The sequence below is a fragment of the Flagellimonas marinaquae genome (assembly GCF_003992675.1).
Lineage (GTDB): Bacteria > Bacteroidota > Bacteroidia > Flavobacteriales > Flavobacteriaceae > Flagellimonas > Flagellimonas marinaquae.
Genome location: NZ_RZMZ01000014.1, coordinates 112,097 through 130,583 on the forward strand (window position 1 = coordinate 112,097; position 18,487 = coordinate 130,583).

19 protein-coding genes and 5 tRNA genes are annotated in these 18,487 nt (G+C 43.2%); all 24 read right to left on the bottom strand.

Annotation, left to right across the window (positions count from 1 at the left end; all coding sequences use genetic code 11):
• Window positions 1–37 precede the first annotated feature (37 nt).
• On the bottom strand, window positions 38–3,847 hold the full coding sequence (gene rpoB / locus EO130_RS08000; RefSeq protein WP_127140994.1) for a DNA-directed RNA polymerase subunit beta: 3,810 nt from the start codon (window positions 3,845–3,847) through the stop codon (window positions 38–40).
• Between the two features lie 128 nt (window positions 3,848–3,975).
• Complete coding sequence (gene rplL, locus EO130_RS08005) at window positions 3,976–4,356, bottom strand: 50S ribosomal protein L7/L12 (protein ID WP_127140995.1); 381 nt, start codon at window positions 4,354–4,356, stop codon at window positions 3,976–3,978.
• A gap of 55 nt (window positions 4,357–4,411) precedes the next feature.
• Window positions 4,412–4,930, bottom strand: coding sequence for a 50S ribosomal protein L10 (rplJ, locus tag EO130_RS08010; RefSeq protein WP_127140996.1), 519 nt, complete (start codon window positions 4,928–4,930; stop codon window positions 4,412–4,414).
• Between the two features lie 24 nt (window positions 4,931–4,954).
• Window positions 4,955–5,647: a 50S ribosomal protein L1 gene (rplA, locus tag EO130_RS08015; RefSeq protein ID WP_127140997.1), complete on the bottom strand. Its 693-nt coding sequence runs from the start codon at window positions 5,645–5,647 to the stop codon at window positions 4,955–4,957.
• A gap of 20 nt (window positions 5,648–5,667) precedes the next feature.
• A complete protein-coding gene (rplK, locus tag EO130_RS08020; protein WP_127140998.1) occupies window positions 5,668–6,105 on the bottom strand; it encodes a 50S ribosomal protein L11 in 438 nt (145 codons plus the stop codon).
• Between the two features lie 67 nt (window positions 6,106–6,172).
• Window positions 6,173–6,724 carry a transcription termination/antitermination protein NusG gene (nusG, locus tag EO130_RS08025; protein ID WP_127140999.1) on the bottom strand — a complete coding sequence of 184 codons (552 nt, stop codon included), beginning with the start codon at window positions 6,722–6,724 and terminating at the stop codon, window positions 6,173–6,175.
• A 12-nt stretch (window positions 6,725–6,736) separates the two neighbouring features.
• Window positions 6,737–6,925, bottom strand: a complete 189-nt coding sequence (gene secE / locus EO130_RS08030) for a preprotein translocase subunit SecE (protein ID WP_127141000.1) — start codon at window positions 6,923–6,925, stop codon at window positions 6,737–6,739.
• Between the two features lie 171 nt (window positions 6,926–7,096).
• Window positions 7,097–7,169, bottom strand: a tRNA-Trp gene (locus tag EO130_RS08035).
• A 72-nt stretch (window positions 7,170–7,241) separates the two neighbouring features.
• Entirely contained in the window at window positions 7,242–8,429 is a 1,188-nt protein-coding gene (gene tuf, locus EO130_RS08040) for an elongation factor Tu (protein ID WP_127141001.1), read from the bottom strand.
• A gap of 48 nt (window positions 8,430–8,477) precedes the next feature.
• A tRNA-Thr gene (locus EO130_RS08045) sits at window positions 8,478–8,549 on the bottom strand.
• A gap of 90 nt (window positions 8,550–8,639) precedes the next feature.
• A tRNA-Gly gene (locus EO130_RS08050) sits at window positions 8,640–8,712 on the bottom strand.
• 80 nt (window positions 8,713–8,792) lie between these two features.
• Window positions 8,793–8,875, bottom strand: a tRNA-Tyr gene (locus tag EO130_RS08055).
• A gap of 22 nt (window positions 8,876–8,897) precedes the next feature.
• A tRNA-Thr gene (locus EO130_RS08060) sits at window positions 8,898–8,971 on the bottom strand.
• A gap of 101 nt (window positions 8,972–9,072) precedes the next feature.
• On the bottom strand, window positions 9,073–9,375 hold the full coding sequence (hpf, locus tag EO130_RS08065) for a ribosome hibernation-promoting factor, HPF/YfiA family (protein ID WP_127141002.1): 303 nt from the start codon (window positions 9,373–9,375) through the stop codon (window positions 9,073–9,075).
• 54 nt (window positions 9,376–9,429) lie between these two features.
• Window positions 9,430–10,320, bottom strand: a complete 891-nt coding sequence (locus EO130_RS08070) for a tyrosine-type recombinase/integrase (RefSeq protein WP_127141003.1) — start codon at window positions 10,318–10,320, stop codon at window positions 9,430–9,432.
• Between the two features lie 98 nt (window positions 10,321–10,418).
• Entirely contained in the window at window positions 10,419–10,613 is a 195-nt protein-coding gene (gene rpsU / locus EO130_RS08075) for a 30S ribosomal protein S21 (protein ID WP_090299076.1), read from the bottom strand.
• A gap of 93 nt (window positions 10,614–10,706) precedes the next feature.
• Complete coding sequence (locus EO130_RS08080) at window positions 10,707–11,876, bottom strand: acyl-CoA dehydrogenase family protein (RefSeq protein WP_127141004.1); 1,170 nt, start codon at window positions 11,874–11,876, stop codon at window positions 10,707–10,709.
• A 10-nt stretch (window positions 11,877–11,886) separates the two neighbouring features.
• A complete protein-coding gene (locus EO130_RS08085) occupies window positions 11,887–12,741 on the bottom strand; it encodes a ComEA family DNA-binding protein (RefSeq protein WP_127141005.1) in 855 nt (284 codons plus the stop codon).
• Between the two features lie 21 nt (window positions 12,742–12,762).
• On the bottom strand, window positions 12,763–14,826 hold the full coding sequence (locus EO130_RS08090) for an amino acid carrier protein (protein WP_127141006.1): 2,064 nt from the start codon (window positions 14,824–14,826) through the stop codon (window positions 12,763–12,765).
• 85 nt (window positions 14,827–14,911) lie between these two features.
• Window positions 14,912–15,919, bottom strand: a complete 1,008-nt coding sequence (locus EO130_RS08095) for a potassium channel family protein (protein WP_127141007.1) — start codon at window positions 15,917–15,919, stop codon at window positions 14,912–14,914.
• 2 nt (window positions 15,920–15,921) lie between these two features.
• Window positions 15,922–16,149 carry a PspC domain-containing protein gene (locus tag EO130_RS08100; protein WP_127141008.1) on the bottom strand — a complete coding sequence of 76 codons (228 nt, stop codon included), beginning with the start codon at window positions 16,147–16,149 and terminating at the stop codon, window positions 15,922–15,924.
• An 8-nt stretch (window positions 16,150–16,157) separates the two neighbouring features.
• Window positions 16,158–17,438 (bottom strand): DUF2851 family protein, encoded by a 1,281-nt coding sequence (locus EO130_RS08105; RefSeq protein ID WP_127141009.1) that lies wholly within the window; start codon window positions 17,436–17,438, stop codon window positions 16,158–16,160.
• Between the two features lie 21 nt (window positions 17,439–17,459).
• The gene (locus EO130_RS08110) at window positions 17,460–17,771 is read right to left on the bottom strand and encodes a rhodanese-like domain-containing protein (RefSeq protein WP_127141010.1); all 312 of its coding nucleotides are present in this window, start codon (window positions 17,769–17,771) and stop codon (window positions 17,460–17,462) included.
• 82 nt (window positions 17,772–17,853) lie between these two features.
• The gene (locus tag EO130_RS08115; RefSeq protein WP_127141011.1) at window positions 17,854–18,486 is read right to left on the bottom strand and encodes a thioredoxin family protein; all 633 of its coding nucleotides are present in this window, start codon (window positions 18,484–18,486) and stop codon (window positions 17,854–17,856) included.
• Window position 18,487 lies beyond the last annotated feature (1 nt).

Genomic DNA, 18,487 nt, shown 5'->3' on the forward strand with positions numbered 1-18,487 from the left:
AATATGGTGATGATATAATTAATGTAATGATAGTATTCTACTCTTCCAAACGAATATCCAAGCCCAAACCTTTAAGTTCGTGCATCAATACGTTGAAAGATTCTGGCAACCCAGGTTCTGGCATGGTCTCGCCCTTTACGATGGTTTCGTAGGTCTTGGCCCTTCCGATCACATCATCCGACTTAACGGTCAATATCTCCCTTAGGGTAGATGATGCTCCGTAGGCTTCCAATGCCCAAACTTCCATCTCTCCAAAACGCTGACCACCGAACTGTGCCTTACCACCCAATGGTTGCTGTGTGATCAAGGAGTAGGGTCCAATCGATCTTGCGTGCATCTTATCGTCCACCATGTGGCCCAATTTCAGCATATAGATCACACCAACAGTTGCACGTTGATCAAAACGCTGACCTGTTCCACCGTCGTACAGATAGGTATGTCCAAATCTTGGAACACCGGCTTCATCGGTAAGCTTGTTGATCTCGTCCAAGGAGGCACCGTCGAAAATTGGGGTCGCATATTTCTGACCCAACTTCAATCCGGCCCAACCCAATACGGTTTCGTAGATCTGACCAATGTTCATCCTTGAAGGTACACCTAGTGGGTTCAATACAATGTCCACTGGGGTTCCATCTTCCAAGAACGGCATATCCTCTTGACGTACGATGCGGGCAACAATACCTTTGTTACCGTGACGACCCGCCATTTTATCACCTACTTTCAGCTTACGCTTTTTGGCGATGTATACCTTAGCCAACTTCATGATACCTGCAGGAAGCTCATCCCCTACGGAGATGGTAAACTTGTCTCTTCTTAGGTTACCTTGAATATCGTTCAATTTGATTTTGTAGTTGTGCAATAGATCGGCAACCAATGCATTGGTTTTGTCGTCCGTTGTCCAGCTACCTCCTACCAAGTGAGCGAAATCATCAACAGCATTCAACATTTTGATGGTGTATTTCTTTCCTTTTGGAAGTACTTCCTCACCCAAATCGTTGATAACACCTTGTGATGTTTTTCCGCTGATCAATCCAAACAACTTCTCGATCAATACATCTTTCAGTTGTTGGAACTTCACTTCGTAGTCCATCTCCAATCTTGCGATGGCTTCTTTGTCTTCAGAACGCTTTCTCTTGTCCTTAATGGAACGTGAGAACAATTTCTTGTCGATTACCACACCTCTTAAAGATGGTGAAGCTTTCAATGAAGCATCTTTTACGTCGCCCGCCTTGTCACCAAAGATGGCACGCAATAGTTTTTCTTCCGGTGTTGGATCGGACTCTCCTTTTGGAGTGATCTTACCGATTAAAATGTCACCAGGCTTCACTTCGGCACCGATACGGATCATACCGTACTCGTCCAAATCTTTGGTAGCCTCTTCGGAAACGTTCGGAATATCATTTGTCAATTCCTCTGCACCCAACTTGGTATCCCTTACTTCCAAGGAATATTCATCGATATGGATAGAGGTAAAGATATCCTCGCGTACCACTTTTTCGGAAATCACGATCGCATCCTCAAAGTTGTATCCTTTCCAAGGCATAAAGGCAACCTTCATATTTCTACCCAAGGCCAATTCACCTTTTTCGGTAGCGTATCCTTCACAAAGCACCTGACCTTTTTTCACCTTGTCACCTTTCTTCACGATGGGCTTCAAGTTGATGCTGGTCCCTTGGTTGGTTTTTCTAAACTTCACCAATTGGTAGGTTTTCGAGTCTTCGTCAAAACTTACCAAGCGCTCTTCCTCGGTCCTATCATATTTTATGGTAATCTTCTGTGAATCCACATATTCCACCACCCCGTCTCCTTCGGCATTGATCAGCACCCTTGAATCGGTAGCTACTTGTCTTTCTAGACCTGTACCTACGATTGGTGATTCTGGTCTCAACAAAGGTACAGCTTGGCGCATCATGTTAGATCCCATCAAGGCCCTGTTCGCATCATCGTGCTCCAAGAATGGAATCAAGGATGCCGAAATGGATGCTATCTGGTTGGGGGCAACATCGGTGTACTTCACCTCTGTTGGGTCCACCACTGGGAAATCGCCTTCTTCACGGGCAATTACCTTTTCTCTTTCAATGGTTCCATCGTCCGCCAATGGAATGTTGGCTTGGGCAATCTTCATTCCCTCTTCTTCCTCTGCACTGAGATAGATATGGTTTTTCGTATCCACTTTTCCATCTTCCACTTTGCGGTAGGGAGTTTCCAAGAAGCCCATATTGTTCACCTTGGCAAATACGGACAAGGAAGAAATCAAACCAATGTTCGGTCCTTCAGGTGTCTCGATCGGACACAATCTTCCGTAGTGTGTATAGTGAACGTCACGCACCTCGAAACCGGCTCTTTCTCGGGAAAGACCTCCTGGCCCTAGTGCGGACAATCTTCTTTTGTGTGTAATCTCGGCCAACGGGTTGGTCTGGTCCATGAACTGGGACAACTGGTTGGTACCGAAGAAAGAGTTGATCACGGATGACAGGGTCTTCGCATTGATCAAATCAATCGGGGTAAACACCTCATTGTCACGTACGTTCATACGCTCACGAATGGTACGCGCCATACGGGCCAAACCTACGCCAAACTGCTGGGACAATTGCTCCCCAACAGTCCTTACACGACGGTTGGACAAGTGATCGATATCATCAATCTCCGCTTTGGAGTTGATCAACTCGATCAAATATTTAATGATGGTGATGATATCCTCTTTGGTCAACACTTGTTTGTCCATTCCGATATCCAATCCCAATTTTTTGTTCATTCTGTAACGACCTACTTCACCTAAGTTGTAACGTTGGTCGGAGAAGAACAATTTATCGATAATACCACGAGCGGTCTCTTCATCTGGCGGCTCGGCATTACGCAATTGTCTGTAGATATGTTCTACCGCTTCCTTTTCGGAGTTGGTAGGATCCTTTTGCAAGGTATTGTGGATAATGGCGTAATCGGATTGTGCATTGTTCTCCTTGTGAAGCAAAATGGTCTTCACATCGGCATCAATGATCTCATCGATATGCTCTTTTTCCAAAATGGTATCACGATCCAATACAATTTCGTTTCTTTCGATGGAAACCACTTCTCCAGTATCCTCGTCCACGAAATCTTCATGCCAAGTGTTCAACACCCTAGCGGCCAATTTACGGCCCAATACTTTTTTAAGCCCGCTCTTGGAAACTTTTACTTCTTCCGAAAGGTCGAAGATTTCCAAAATATCCTTGTCCCTTTCAAAGCCTATGGCTCGGAACAATGTGGTTACGGGCAACTTTTTCTTCCTATCGATGTAGGCATACATTACCGAGTTGATATCGGTGGCAAATTCGATCCAAGACCCTTTGAACGGGATAACCCTGGCCGAATATAGTTTTGTTCCATTTGCGTGGAAAGATTGTCCAAAGAAAACCCCTGGCGATCTGTGCAACTGGGACACTACAACACGTTCTGCACCATTGATCACAAAGGTTCCACTTGGGGTCATGTAAGGGATGGTACCCAAGTACACATCCTGTACGATGGTCTCGAAATCTTCGTGCTCTGGATCGGTACAGTACAATTTTAGACGTGCCTTGAGAGGAACGCTGTAAGTGAGTCCACGCTCGATACATTCTTGGATGGAGTATCTTGGCGGATCAATGAAGTAGTCCAAAAACTCAAGTACAAACTGGTTTCTGGTATCTGTGATTGGAAAATTCTCCATGAAGGTGTTGTAGAGACCTTCGTTTCCTCTTTCGTCAGATTTAGTTTCAAGCTGGAAAAAGTCTTGGAACGATTTTATCTGAATGTCCAAGAAATCCGGGTATTCCGGTATGTTCTTAGCGGATGCGAAATTAACTCTTTCAATAGTGTTTGTGAACATCTATGGACAAATTTTGATCGTGAATACTATGTGGGTTCGTGTATGGCTTTATACACTCCTTATATAAATAGGCTAAGGTCTAACCAAAAAATGGAAAGACCTTAACCAAGTTCTACTGGGAAAAGCGATTATTTAAGCTCAACTTCTGCTCCTGCTTCTTCCAATGATTTTTTGATACCTTCTGCTTCGTCTTTGGAAATACCTTCCTTAACAGCTTTAGGTGCGCTGTCTACGATGTCCTTAGCTTCTTTCAAACCAAGACCGGTCAATTCCTTAACCAATTTTACAACTGCCAATTTAGATCCACCAGCAGCGGTAAGGATTACATCAAATTCGGTTTTTTCCTCAGCAGCTTCTTCACCTCCACCAGCGGCAGCACCACCAGCAACGGCTACTGCAGCAGCAGCGGGCTCGATACCATATTCTTCTTTTAAAATGTCGGCCAACTCATTTACCTCTTTTACTGTAAGGTTTACCAACTGTTCTGCAAAATCTTTTAAATCTGCCATTTTTCTATCGTTTAATAAAAATGTTTAAAAATATACTTAGTTTATTGTGCGCGAATTATTCTTTCTCAGATAGGGTTTTAAGGATACCTGCCAATTTACCACCTCCGGACTTAAGACCAGAAATAACGTTTTTGGCGGGAGATTGCAACAATCCGATGATATCCCCGATAACTTCCTCTTTGGACTTGATTTCAACAAGTGCGTCAAGGTAATTGTCCCCAATGTAGATAGCCTCTTCAATAAAGGCACCTTTCAACAAGGGCTTATCTGATTTTTTTCTAAAGTTCTTGATAAGTTTCGCAGGTGCGTTCCCTGTTTCGGACAACATCAGAGATGTATTGCCTTTCAACACTTCGGGAAGTTCACCAAATTCCTTATCAGAAGCTTCCATTGCTTTTGCAAGCAAGGTGTTCTTTACGACCGCAAGCTTAATGTTCGCCTTGAAACACGCCCTTCTTAAGTTGGAAGTGTCCACGGCATTCAATCCTGATATATCCGCCAAGTAAATGTTCGGATTATCGGCCAACTGTGCAGTCAAGTCTTTTATTACTGTTGCTTTTTCTTCTCTTGTCATAGTTAAAAAAATTGAACTACCAGTTTATTGAACCGCTTTTGGATCTAATTGAACACTAGGACTCATGGTACTGGACAAGTAAATACTTTTCATGTACACACCTTTTGCAGCAGAAGGTTTCATTTTGATAAGGGTATCTATCAACTCCCTTGCATTTCCAGCGATTTTGTCCGCGGAGAATGAAGCCTTTCCGATTGCAGCGTGTACAATACCTGTCTTATCTACCTTAAAGTCTATCTTACCGGCCTTTACATCAGATACTGCCTTGGCAACATCCATAGTTACTGTACCGGTCTTTGGATTGGGCATTAAGCCCCTTGGTCCCAAAATTCTACCTAGTGGTCCCAATTTACCCATAACGCTTGGCATGGTGATGATAACATCAACATCGGTCCAACCGTTTTTGATTTTCTCCAAATATTCGTCCAACCCTACAAAGTCAGCCCCAGCCTCTTTGGCCTCTGCTTCTTTGTCTGGAGTCACCAATGCCAAAACCTTTACGTCTTTACCTGTTCCATGAGGAAGGGTAACAACACCACGCACCATTTGGTTGGCTTTTCTGGGATCTACACCCAAGCGAACCGCCAAATCAATGGAAGCGTCAAATTTTACATTGGTTATTTCTTTTACTAAAGCTGATGCCTCTTCCAAAGTATAGAGCTTATTCTTGTCTATCTTGGCATGGGCCTCTTTCTGCTTTTTAGTCAATTTTGCCATTTCTTAATTGCTTTCAGATTTTAAAAAGGTCTTGTTCCGGCTATTTTCAGACCCATAGATCTTGCAGTACCTGCAACCATACTCATTGCAGATTCTACGGTAAAGGCATTTAAATCCGCCATTTTGTCTTCAGCGATTGCCTTTACTTGATCCCAGGTTACTGAACCATTCTTAACCCTGTTAGGTTCTCCCGATCCTTTTTTAATCTTGGCTGCTTCCATCAATTGAACTGCCGCAGGTGGTGTTTTTACAACAAACTCGAAAGATTTGTCTTTGTAAACGGTGATAACAACAGGTAAAACTTTACCTTGTTTGTCCTGTGTACGCGCATTAAACTGCTTACAGAACTCCATGATGTTAACACCAGCAGCACCTAAGGCGGGTCCAACCGGTGGCGATGGGTTCGCAGCACCTCCCCTAACTTGTAATTTAACTACCTTATCTACTTCTTTTGCCATTGTTTCTAATTAAATTTAAAGTGTGTCAATTGGAAGCAACACAGCTTTATATATGTAACAGCTCTTGTTATACTTTTTCTACTTGCATATAGCTGAGCTCCAATGGTGTCTTTCTTCCGAAAATCTTTACCATTACCTCTAGCTTACGCTTTTCTTCGTTGATTTTTTCAACAGTTCCATTGAACCCGTTGAAAGGCCCATCGATTACCTTTACCGTTTCGCCCAACACAAATGGAATGGCAACGTTATCTGTATTAACTGCCAATTCATCCACTTTTCCGAGCATACGGTTCACTTCTGACTTTCTTAGCGGAATGGGGTCACCTCCTTTGACTTCGCCCAAAAAACCGATAACATTGGTTATGGAGCGAATAATGTGAACCATTTCACCACCAAGATTGGCTTTAATCATGATATATCCTGGAAAGTAAACACGTTCTTTGTTGATTTTCTTTCCATTTCTGATCTGAACAACTTTTTCGGTAGGCACCAGAACTTCATCAAGGTAGTCGCCAAAACCTGCACGTTCTACCTCGCTTTCAATATAGCCCTTGATCTTGTTCTCTTGACCACTGACCGCTCTTACTACATACCATTTTTTCTCCAGAACCTCAGACATATCGAACGATCTTTACCCTATTAGTTTTTCAAAATACAATGTGATCAACTTACTGAACAAGGAATCCACACCCCATGTCGCCAAGGCAAACAAGATGGAAAACACAGCTACAATTACCATTAGGTTAGAGGCCTTGCCCCTTTCCAACCAAGTAACATTGTTTTTTAGTTCTTCTAATGATTCCTTTATGTAAGTGACCATGATCTTATGTATTTTGCTTGCATGCTTTAACTGCGCTAGGCACAGACTGCCGGGATGTTACCATCCCATCATGCTTATGTCCTTTATTTTTGCACAGGAGGAGAGACTTCCCTCGACTTAGCTCGAGATTAACCTCTCGCCTCACTTCACTATGCCACGATATTCATTTTGCACGGGAGGAGAGACTCGAACTCCCGACACCTGGTTTTGGAGACCAGTGCTCTACCAACTGAGCTACACCCGTTTATAATTACACTGAAAGGTATCCCGACGAAATCGGGACACCCTTTGAGTGCAATTTTATAGTAATCGAATCTTAATCTAGAATCTCAGTAACCTGACCAGCACCTACTGTTCTACCACCTTCACGGATAGCGAAACGTAGACCAACGCTCAATGCGATAGGTTGGATCAAATCCACAGTGATTGTCAAGTTATCTCCAGGCATTACCATTTCAACACCGTCAGGCAAGTTAATGTTACCTGTTACGTCAGTTGTACGAACGTAGAACTGAGGACGGTAGTTGTTGTGGAATGGAGTGTGACGTCCACCTTCTTCTTTTTTCAAGATATACACCTCAGCTTTAAATTTAGCGTGTGGCTTTACAGAACCTGGCTTACAGATAACCATACCTCTTTTGATATCGGATTTTTCGATACCTCTCAAAAGAAGACCTACGTTATCTCCAGCTTCTCCTCTATCCAAAATCTTACGGAACATCTCAACACCTGTAATGGTAGAAGACAATTTCTCAGCACCCATACCAATGATATCTACAGGGTCACCTGTGTTGGCAACACCAGTTTCGATACGACCGGTAGCAACGGTACCACGACCAGTAATGGTGAATACATCTTCGATAGGCATTAGGAAAGGCTTGTCAACCTCACGTGTTGGCTCTTCAATCCAAGAATCAACAGCATCCATCAACTGCATTACGGTATCAACCCATTTTTGCTCACCGTTCAATGCACCAAGTGCAGAACCAGCGATTACGGGACCATTGTCACCATCGTACTCGTAGAAAGAAAGCAATTCTCTTACTTCCATTTCAACAAGCTCCAATAGCTCCTCATCATCCACCATGTCAACTTTGTTCAAGAAAACAACGATACGTGGAATACCTACCTGACGACCCAAAAGGATGTGCTCACGAGTTTGTGGCATTGGACCATCTGTTGCAGCAACCACCAAAATAGCACCGTCCATCTGGGCAGCACCTGTAACCATGTTCTTTACGTAATCCGCGTGACCAGGACAGTCAACGTGAGCGTAGTGACGGTTAGCAGTTTGGTACTCAACATGCGAAGTGTTGATAGTAATACCTCTTTCTTTTTCTTCTGGCGCGTTATCGATGGAGTCAAAGCTTCTTAGCTCAGACAAACCAGCGTTTGCCAATACAGTGGTAATAGCAGCAGTCAATGTTGTTTTACCGTGATCCACGTGTCCAATGGTACCAATATTTAAGTGGGGTTTGGAACGATCAAAAGTTTCCTTTGCCATTTTAAAATAATTTTAATCTTAGTTTATATTAGTGTACAAATCGTTTTGAGCCAATGAGGGGATTTGAACCCCTGACCTCTTCCTTACCAAGGAAACGCTCTACCCCTGAGCTACACCGGCCTATGGGTTATCAGGTTTAGAGTTTAAAAGTTACAAGTCTAGCTCGTTAAAACTTCAACCTTCGTATTGAAACCGCAGTTTCAACTTTAGAGCGGGAGACCGGGTTCGAACCGGCGACATTCAGCTTGGAAGGCTGACGCTCTACCAACTGAGCTACTCCCGCATTTTTTTTGGGCCTAAAACCCAAACACTTCAGTATTTCAAAAAACCTTCTTTCCCAATTGTTCCGCTGAACAATTCTTGTGGGGGGAGCAGGATTCGAACCTGCGAAGGTAAAAACCAACAGATTTACAGTCTGTCCTCGTTGGCCGCTTGAGTATCCCCCCGCCTTATTTTCAGTAATTTACGAGCCGATAGAGGGACTCGAACCCACGACCTGCTGATTACAAATCAGCTGCTCTAGCCAGCTGAGCTATATCGGCATTTCACCGCTTTTTATTCACTAAAAAAGCCCGCTATTTCTAACGGACTGCAAATGTATATATTTATATTTTAATTCAAAATAAATTTTGAAAAATTTTCGTTAGGCATTTGCCCTCATCTTCTCCTTCTTTTTCACCAATTGTCTTTCCAAGGAACTACAGGCCGAATCCACGGCCTCTTCAAACGACTTGCATTGTTTTTTGACCATGATTTTATCCCGGGGGATGAATACCATGATTTCCACAATCTTATTCTCTTTTGCACTTGTGTTTTCCACTTTGAGATACACATCCGATTCAATGACCTTGTCATAGAACAATTCCATCTTATCCATTCGTTTTTGGATAAAGTCAATGAGTTTAACATCAGCTGAAAAATTTACCGATTGTGTGTTTACTTTCATAAGACGAAGTTTTTAGTACTGTCCAGGACAGTGAAGTTAAACAATACAAGAATGCTACTTCTTGTTTCTTGGATGGGCCTTCTGGTGTACTTTTTTGAGTTCGGCAATACTGTTGTGCGTGTACACTTGCGTAGATGCCAAACTTGAATGACCCAATAGTTCCTTTACGGAATTTAAATCTGCCCCCCTGTTCAGCAAGTGCGTTGCAAAGGTGTGCCTGAGTATATGCGGACTCTTTTTTACCTTGGGAGACACCAAACTAAAATACTTATTTATAGTTCGATAAACAAGCGTTTCATAAATTTTAAGACCTTCTTTTGTTAAAATAAGATGATGCGAATCGGATATCTTTTCAAGCCTTGTGCGCTTGTCCAAATAGGTTTTTATCTGCTGGGCAGTAGAAGGCAAAAAGGGAATTATCCGCTCTTTATTTCGTTTGCCCAGTACCTTGAGCAAACCAGAGGAAAGGTCAACATCGGACACCTTTAAATTTACCAGTTCTGCCCTGCGCATTCCTGTGGCATACAGCAGCTCTATGATGAGCTTATCGCGGCAGCCTTCAAAATCATCGCCAAAAGGAATTTCGGACAGGATGGTCTCCATCTCCATTTCGGAAAAGGGAACCTCTACTTTTTTACTGGTCTTGAGAGCCCTGTGTTTTATCAAAGGTGAAACGGTAATGTCTCCCACCTTCAACAAAAATTTATAATAGGCCTGCAGCGAGGATATTTTCCTGTTGATGCTCCTATTGGATACTCCTTGCTCGGATAAATGAACAATCCAATTCCTTATCAAGGGGTAAGCAACGGTTACCATATCCTGTTCATCATGTTGCTCCCTGCAGAAGTCCGAAAAAGTCACCAAATCCCTCTCGTATGCCTTAATGGTATGCTGGGAGTAATTCTTCTCCAACTTCAAATAAGATATGAAAGCCGATAGGGACATATACCAAAGGTAACGATTCAAAGTTGCATAGGTATAAAACGAAAAATCCCGTTCCAATATTGGAACGGGATGTATATATTTTTAATGAAGCTGTACGCCTATACTTCTTCTTGGTCCCTAAGACCTTGAATGTACTGCGCTTTTTGAATTTGCGCTCTACGCTCTACAGAAGGCTTGGTGAATTGCTGTCTTGATCTTAACTGACGCATGGTACCTGTTCTGTCGAACTTGCGTTTAAAACGCTTTAAAGCTCTGTCGATGTTTTCTCCTTCTTTTACTGGTATAATTAACATGGGCTACAACCTCCTTTCTTTAAAATTTTTGGTCTGCAAATATACAAATGAAATTCAATGGGTAAAGAAATATTTTATTTTTTTGATTACCCCTTATGCCATCCGCTTTTTGTATTCTTTTTTATCGACAATGATTTTGGCCAAGATTTCCCGTAAAATTTCCGAGGTACCGCCCCCAATCGGGCCCAACCTGCTATCTCGGCTCAAGCGTGCCATCGGATAATCTTCAATGTAACCATAACCGCCCAAAAACTGAAGGCAGTTATAAATGACCTCATCGGCCATTTTGGTGGATTTCAGTTTGGAAATAGTGGCCTCCTTTACTACATAAGCACCCTTTCCCATTTGGGCCACAGTAGCATAATTGAACTGTTTACAGAGCAACATATCGGAATACAGGTCTACCAATCGATGGCGCAATGCCTGAAATTGGTCAATCGTCCTGCCAAAAGCCTCTCGCTCGGACATGTACTGCAATGCATAGTCCAACGCGAATTCTGCCCTCGCATGTGCATTTACACCCATCACCAAACGCTCCAAGGCAAAGGCCTCCATGATGTAGGCAAAACCCTCGTTCTCCTCGCCCAAAAGATTGGCGGCTGGCACCTCTACATTGTCAAAAGCCAGTTCTGCCGTATCAGAAGCACGCCAGCCCAACTTGTTCAGCTTGTTGGCAGATACGCCCTTGGCGTTCCTATCCATAATGAACATACTGATGCCTTTATGGCCTGCATCCTTATCCGTTTTGGCAGCAAGTACAATATAGTCGCCATAAACCCCATTGGTAATAAAGGTTTTGGAACCGTTCACAATGTACACATCGCCTTTTTTTTCTGCTGTGGTTCGCATAGCAGCAACATCACTGCCTCCAAAAGGCTCCGAAACCCCCAAACAACCAATCTTCTCGCCCAATACGCTAGGCTCCAAATAGGCTTTCTTTTGGTCATCGTTGGCCAATTTGTTCAAGTACGTCATCGCCAAATACTGATGCGCCCACATGGCGGCGGCAAAACCGCCTGAATTTATTTTTTGTAATTCTTCCAGGAAAATTACCGTGTAGAAAAGGTCAAGGTCAAGACCGGAATATGCCTCTGGGGTCATCAATCCAAAATACCCCATTTCGCCAAACTTGCTCCAAATAGCCCTATCTATCTTTCCGGTTTCTTCCCATTGTTCAACGTGGGGAACTACTTCTTTCTGTAAAAAATCCTTTAAACTTTCGCGGAATAAATTATGCTCTTCCGTGAAGTACATATCGTTCATAGCAACTATTTTATAAAGACAAATATAACGCTATTCTATCTAGTTTTTCTGTTGGAAATCCATCAACCTCACTTAAATCCCCAAACGATGTAAATAAACCATTTTTATCCCTGTGCAGAACAATTTTCACTGCCAGTGTCCGACTAATATAAACCAACTTTGACAGTTCCTCCGAGCTGGCCTTGTTGATATTGATTTTCTCCACGGAGGGGAACTCCTTTATCTGAAATTGCTTCAAAGTCCTTTCCACAACCTCGGGTTGTAATCCATACACATCATACAATTGCTCATTCACCAAAAAGCCGCCTAGCCTATCCCTAAATTTTATGATTCTTTTGGACAAAGTGGCTCCAATACCATATACAGCTTCCAATTCCTCGGCCGTGGCCTTGTTAATGTCTTTGACCTGGGCCACAACAGGCTGTTCCGAAACCCACTTTGACTTTGTTTTTGCTTTCCCAGCCCATTCTGGAAATTTAAAATAGGGGGCAATTTGATGCAACAGGGAATCCGAGACTTGGGTAACGGCCTGAAATTCCTTGGCCGTATTGACAAAGTTGCCTTCACTTCTAAATGCGGATAACCTATCCAATTCTGATGGTGACAAACCCAAGGTGTACCCTTTGTAATCGGTGATATAATTTGGATTAAAGGGGAAAATCTTTTGGGAGGCTTCAAACTGTTGGTTTTTTAGACTATCCAACTTGGACTGCTCCGAGCTATTCAGTACAAAATTATTTTCAAGAGGTGCTGGGTTTGCTTTCACAAGGAAATACCCGAATTGAAGCAAAATGACAATCAGCAATAAAAAGAAAATCCCACTTCGTTCCTGTTTATTGAACCTGAAGTGGGATTGCTTTCTCATTATACGTTGATACGGTATAGCCTAGCTTTTCAACTTTTTAAACAGCTGACCAGCCTTTAATTTCGTGAGATAGCCGTCGAGGTCTTTGCGCACCTCACCGGACATGATATACAATCCGATGATGTTCGGGAACGACATGGCTAAAATCATCATATCCGAAAAGTCCAATACGGCACCCAAACTAACTGAAGCTCCAACGACCACAAATACCAAGAAAAGCATTTTGTAGATCATTTCCGAACGCTTGCTCTTTCCAAAAAGATAAGTCCAAGCCCTCATTCCGTAATATGACCATGAAATCATGGTAGAAAATGCAAACAGGAATACGGCCAACGCCAACACATAGGGGAACCAAGAGATTTGGCTACCAAAAGCATCGGAAGTTAACTGGGCGCCCGCCATTCCTTCCACTTCGTGCATTCCCGTAAAGATGAGCACCAAAGCCGTAAGGGTACACACCACAACGGTGTCGATAAATGGCTCCAATAAAGCCACAAATCCTTCGGATGGCGGATGGTTTGTTTTTGCCGCACTGTGCGCTATGGCTGCCGAACCTACACCGGCCTCATTGGAAAAGGCAGCACGCTGGAACCCGATGACCAATACACCAAGGATTCCACCTTTTAAGGCTGAAGGGCTAAATGCACCATCAAAAATCGCAGAAAAAGCCGGTCCAATATTTTGAATGTTCATGATGATCACGGCCAACGCTGCTACGATATAAATGGAAGCCATAATAGGTACGATCTTACCGGTTACTTTGGCAATACTGCTAATTCCACCGATGATTACCACACCGACCAAAATGGCGGTTACCACACCAAACCAAAAACCATTGCCAGCGAGAACAGGGAATTGTCCTGCCAATTGTTCAAAGGATTGGTTTGCCTGGAACATGTTTCCTCCTCCAAAAGAGGCACCCACCGCAAGCAGGGCAAAAACTCCTGCCAATACTTTACCAAAACCTTTTAAATTTCTTTTTTCGAGACCATAACGAAGGTAGTTCATAGGACCACCAAACACTCTTCCATCGGGAAGGATATCACGATATTTTACACCTAAGGTACACTCCACAAATTTGGAGGACATCCCCAAAAGACCACAAACGATCATCCAAAAAGTAGCTCCGGCCCCTCCCAAGGATACCGCTACGGCAACACCTGCAATATTACCTAGTCCTACAGTACCGGAAACAGCAGTGGCCAACGCCTGAAAATGCGTAACCTGCCCAGGGGCATCTGGATCGTCGTATTTGCCTTTGGCAAGGTCAATCGAGTGCTTAAATCCTCGAATATTGATGAAGCCCATTCGTAGGGTAAAGAACAAAGCACCGAATACCAACCAGATTACTATAAAGGGAATACCTTTAATAATAGGATCTCCGTTGGGGTGAAGCATGGCAATTGGTTCGTCGTACTCGATTTCGGCAAAATAATGGGCACCCTGTTCGATAACGTGCTCTTGGTTTTCGGAATTGTAGATTACGTTTCCTTGCTTTACCTTTTGCACCAACTTTCCTTTAGCGTTGGCCTTTATGGTAATATCACCTCTTTTATCACTGGAAATAATGGCAATGTCTTCCCCTTCTACAACGCTCGCCTTATTTTCCTTGAGCCATTCTTTTAATATAAACTTATCCTGCGTCTCATTGCTCCAATCCGGGATACCGATCAATTTTACATCGGCGTAGGCCACGGGGTCATAAATCCCTATCGCAGCAAAAGGGTCCCAAAACAAAACGGACCCCAAACCACTTACGGCGGGGGTCATGGTTCCATTAAAAACTTCTGTAATGGATTGGGTTTCCACGGTAAACTCCTTGGTTACCGAATTACCGGCTGCATCGGTAACTACCACACTGTAGGGCACCCCTTCTACGAGGCCTCGGGCAGACTTTGAGGTCAGTGGAGTTTCTTGATCGCTCCATTTATAGGTGTAAGGCTCAACCCCTCCATCCACTTCAAGCTCAATAGCCCCGTCATTGATATTATCGGAAACATTATAGGTTTTGCCAACTACGGTCAATTCCTGTGCAAAACCAGTGGTCAATGCAAAAAAAGACAATAGAAAAAGAAAATACTTCATATATTGGAATTAGTTAGTTTTCGGTATGGTAAAGGCAGCAATATCCAAAAAAAAATCAACGCTATCAAATTTTATGTTTTTTTAACTAACCGATCTTAAACATTTGATTTAATTTCCGTATTTGCTCGGGTCGCCCAAGTACGATCACCTTGCTTTTGGGCTGTAAAATAAGGTCTGCCTCTGGATTGATGATATAGTTACCCTCAGGGTCGATGTAGCCAATAATGGTACAACCTGTTTTTCTTCTTAGATCCAGATCACGCAAGGAGTTGCAATCCATCTGATCGGTAAAATCCTCAATACTGACCTCTTCCAAATTGGTCGTATGTTCCCCTTCAATGGAAAGTTGGTCCAAAAAGGTTATCAAATCCGGCATTACCACCAAAGAGGCCATATGGTCCCCTCCTATTTTATCCGGCATAATGACCTTGTTGGCTCCTGCAAATTCCAATTTTTTTACGGATGTGATTTGAGACGCCCTACTGATGATAAAAAGATTCGTATTAAGCTGCCTGGCCGAGAGTACGATAAACAGGTTGGCCGCATCATCGGGCACTGCGGTAATCAGATACTGCGCACGTTCGATACCCGCTTGGATGAGCACATCATCCTCGTTGGCGTCCCCTTCCACAAACAATACCGTTTCTTCATATCGCTCAATAATTTCCCTATCCTTTTCTATGACAACAAAAGGCTTTTTATAGGCTATTAATTTTTCCGCTGCCTGCATACCGTTCCTACCAAAACCGCAGACCACCACATGGTTTGAAAGACTATCTATCTGTTTCTTCACTTTTTTCTTTTTTAGTAGTTCGAGAGAGTTTCTTCCCAATATGTACTCCGTGACCACGGAAATGGCAAAACCAAAGATAAAAACACTGGTTACGATTAAAAATACGGTAAAAATCTTTGCGTTGGCATCCAACGGTCGCACTTCCGAAAACCCAACGGTGGTTACTGTTATGATGGTCATATAAATGGCCTCAACCCACGTAAAATCGGATAACATTTTATAACCAACAACCCCGAAGACGAGCACCACTACCATCAAGGAAAGGGCCAATACTATTTTGGAGCGCATCAGTCTAATCATATTTAAAGGTCAAATACAGAGGTTCTTTTGGTATAAATCAAGTCTTTGATACGTAGCCAAAATGCAATAAAGAGGTAAAGGGCGAAACCAAAACCCAGGGTCACAAAGGTCAGGTAGATAAAACTGGTGCGCACCACGCGGGCACGAATGCCCAAACGTTCCGCGATTCGTCTGCATACCTCAAAACCCCGCTTTTGGAAATAATAAAGGATATCGTAAAACAAAGTCATGGTTAAAATTATGTATTTCTGTTCAATAATTGGGTGCCGATGGCGCATTGCATGCATTTATTTTTTGTACAATAATTGCTGTAAAGCTGCAATTTTGCCTGACTCTCCAAGGCGTTTTCCGTTTTTGAGCCGATGTGCCCATAGTTTTTAATGATGGAGTTGTCTTCTGCATCCAATTGGGATATCAACGCAATCAGGACCTCGTTTATATCATGGCCGGTGTATTTGGCATAACAGAACTTTAAGGGCAATAGGGTGTTTATGATAATGAGGTCCATAAAACCTTTGGAAAGTCGCTTGGTCCTTTTTTTGGAAAGCTTCCCAAACGTATAATGGTCTTCCCAGTAGTCCCCTGCTGTAATTTGCAAAACCGAGTAAACATCTTCCTTGGTTTCTAGCGCCATAAGTTCGGAGAACAAATTGTGCCTGCCCGAATACAGTTGCACCAATTGCGAAACCCGGATAGTTGGGAAGTTTGGTGGCCGAAGACCAAAAAAGGCCGCTTTTGGAGGATGTTCGTCCAAATCAAATTTATGGGCCAAATAACGGAATTCCTTTTGAAGCTGGAGGTAGTAGGTGTCAGAACAATCAGCTTCGCCCAATAGTCCAAAGTGACCAAAAAGCAAAGCTTCCAATTGAAAGGGTTCATTACTAACCCTTCGAATCACAGAAAAATCCAACCGTTGTGCCCTTTCCAAAAAATGGGTTCCATTGACGGTTGACCCAAAACCTTTGGCCAACAGTGTGAACAATACTGCTTCCCAATCATTTTTGGAAGCCTCCAACAACTCAGCAATCAATTGGGATTTATGCTCCAACCGTTCTATGTACAGGCGGTGAAGCCAATTCTCCACCAAAAAGGCATCAACAGTCTTCAAATCCTTTTCACAATTGATAAAAGTAGGCTTTGCATTTTCAACCAAATCACGATAACCGTCCAAAAGTAAGTTCGAGACATAATGCCTTACCTCTAAGGTTGGGATTTGGGAACCATCTTTCCTAAAAACAGCAATATCATCCTCCCAGACTACGTGGAGAATGACATTGCTGTAATTATCATCGGATTCGTGATGGTGAACATACCAATCGGAAGATTTGAGATGCATCTCCACATTACCGGCCCAAAGCTGGCCATCGATTTCGACCCTTGCGTCGAAAAAGTCAGGGCCTGCCAAATGGTTCCGAATTCCGGTCCCCTTAATGGCCACATCAGTTCCGCTACTGGTACGCAAGCCGATTTTGGGAAGCTTGTTGTGCCTCCAAATAAAATAAAGTAGGTCTTCTCGCATTGATTTGGGATAAACGGAGGTCTACTCGGCTACTTCACCTTCCCAGTTCATAAAGCCGCCTTCCAGATTATAGGCATTTGCAATTCCGATACTGTTCATAAGGGCGCAAGCTTGACCGCTGCGGTTTCCCGAACGACAGTACACATAATAGTTTTTGGATTTATCCAGCTTTTCGAGTTCGTCCATAAACTCTTGCCCCAAATAAATATCGATATTAGTGGCTCCAGGAATGTAGCCTTCCTCCACCTCTTCGGGGGTGCGCACATCCAAAATGAAGGCGTTGTCATCGTTTTGCAATTGTTCCGCCCATTCTTCTTGTGATAGATCTGACATTGTTTTTTCAATTTTGATTCCTACAAAAATAAAAATCCGAAGCGTTCCTCCGGATTTCAATTCATTTTATTTTGATTGCAGCCTATTTGATGCCGCACCCAATGGCCTTGGTTGTTTTTGGGTTGATCTCTTTCCCCGCCAACATTGCATCCACGGCGTTCTCCACAAATTTCTCCTCCACCTGTGAGGCATCCTGATAGTTGTCATCAATCGCACCTATATACTTCACCTCGTTGCCCGAAGCTGTTTTTTCCAAAATGAAAACATGGGGAGTCCGTGTGGCACCGTAAGCAGGATACACCTTTTGGCCCTCATCGAACAAATACGGAAAGGTAAAGCCCTTTTCCGCGGCACGTTCCTTCATTTTGGCAAAACTATCGCCAGGTTTGGCGGCGGGGTCATTTGGATTGATGGCGATTACCGGAACGCCTTGGGATTTGTATTTGGCGTCCAAATCCATGATCCTATCCTCATAAGCTTGTGCGTATGGACAGGTGTTGCAGGTAAAAATTACGATAAATCCCTTGGCCTCCTCAAAATCGGAAAGTGAGACCATTGTATCGTCAACGTTTTTCAACGAAAAATCGGTGGCCATGTCACCCACTTCGTAACCCTTATCCAAACTATGTTCGTTGGCCACTTTAAAACCCATGGCAAATGCCGCCACAAAAATGACCAGTATAGCTGACCATCCTAAAATTCGTGTTCTTTTCATG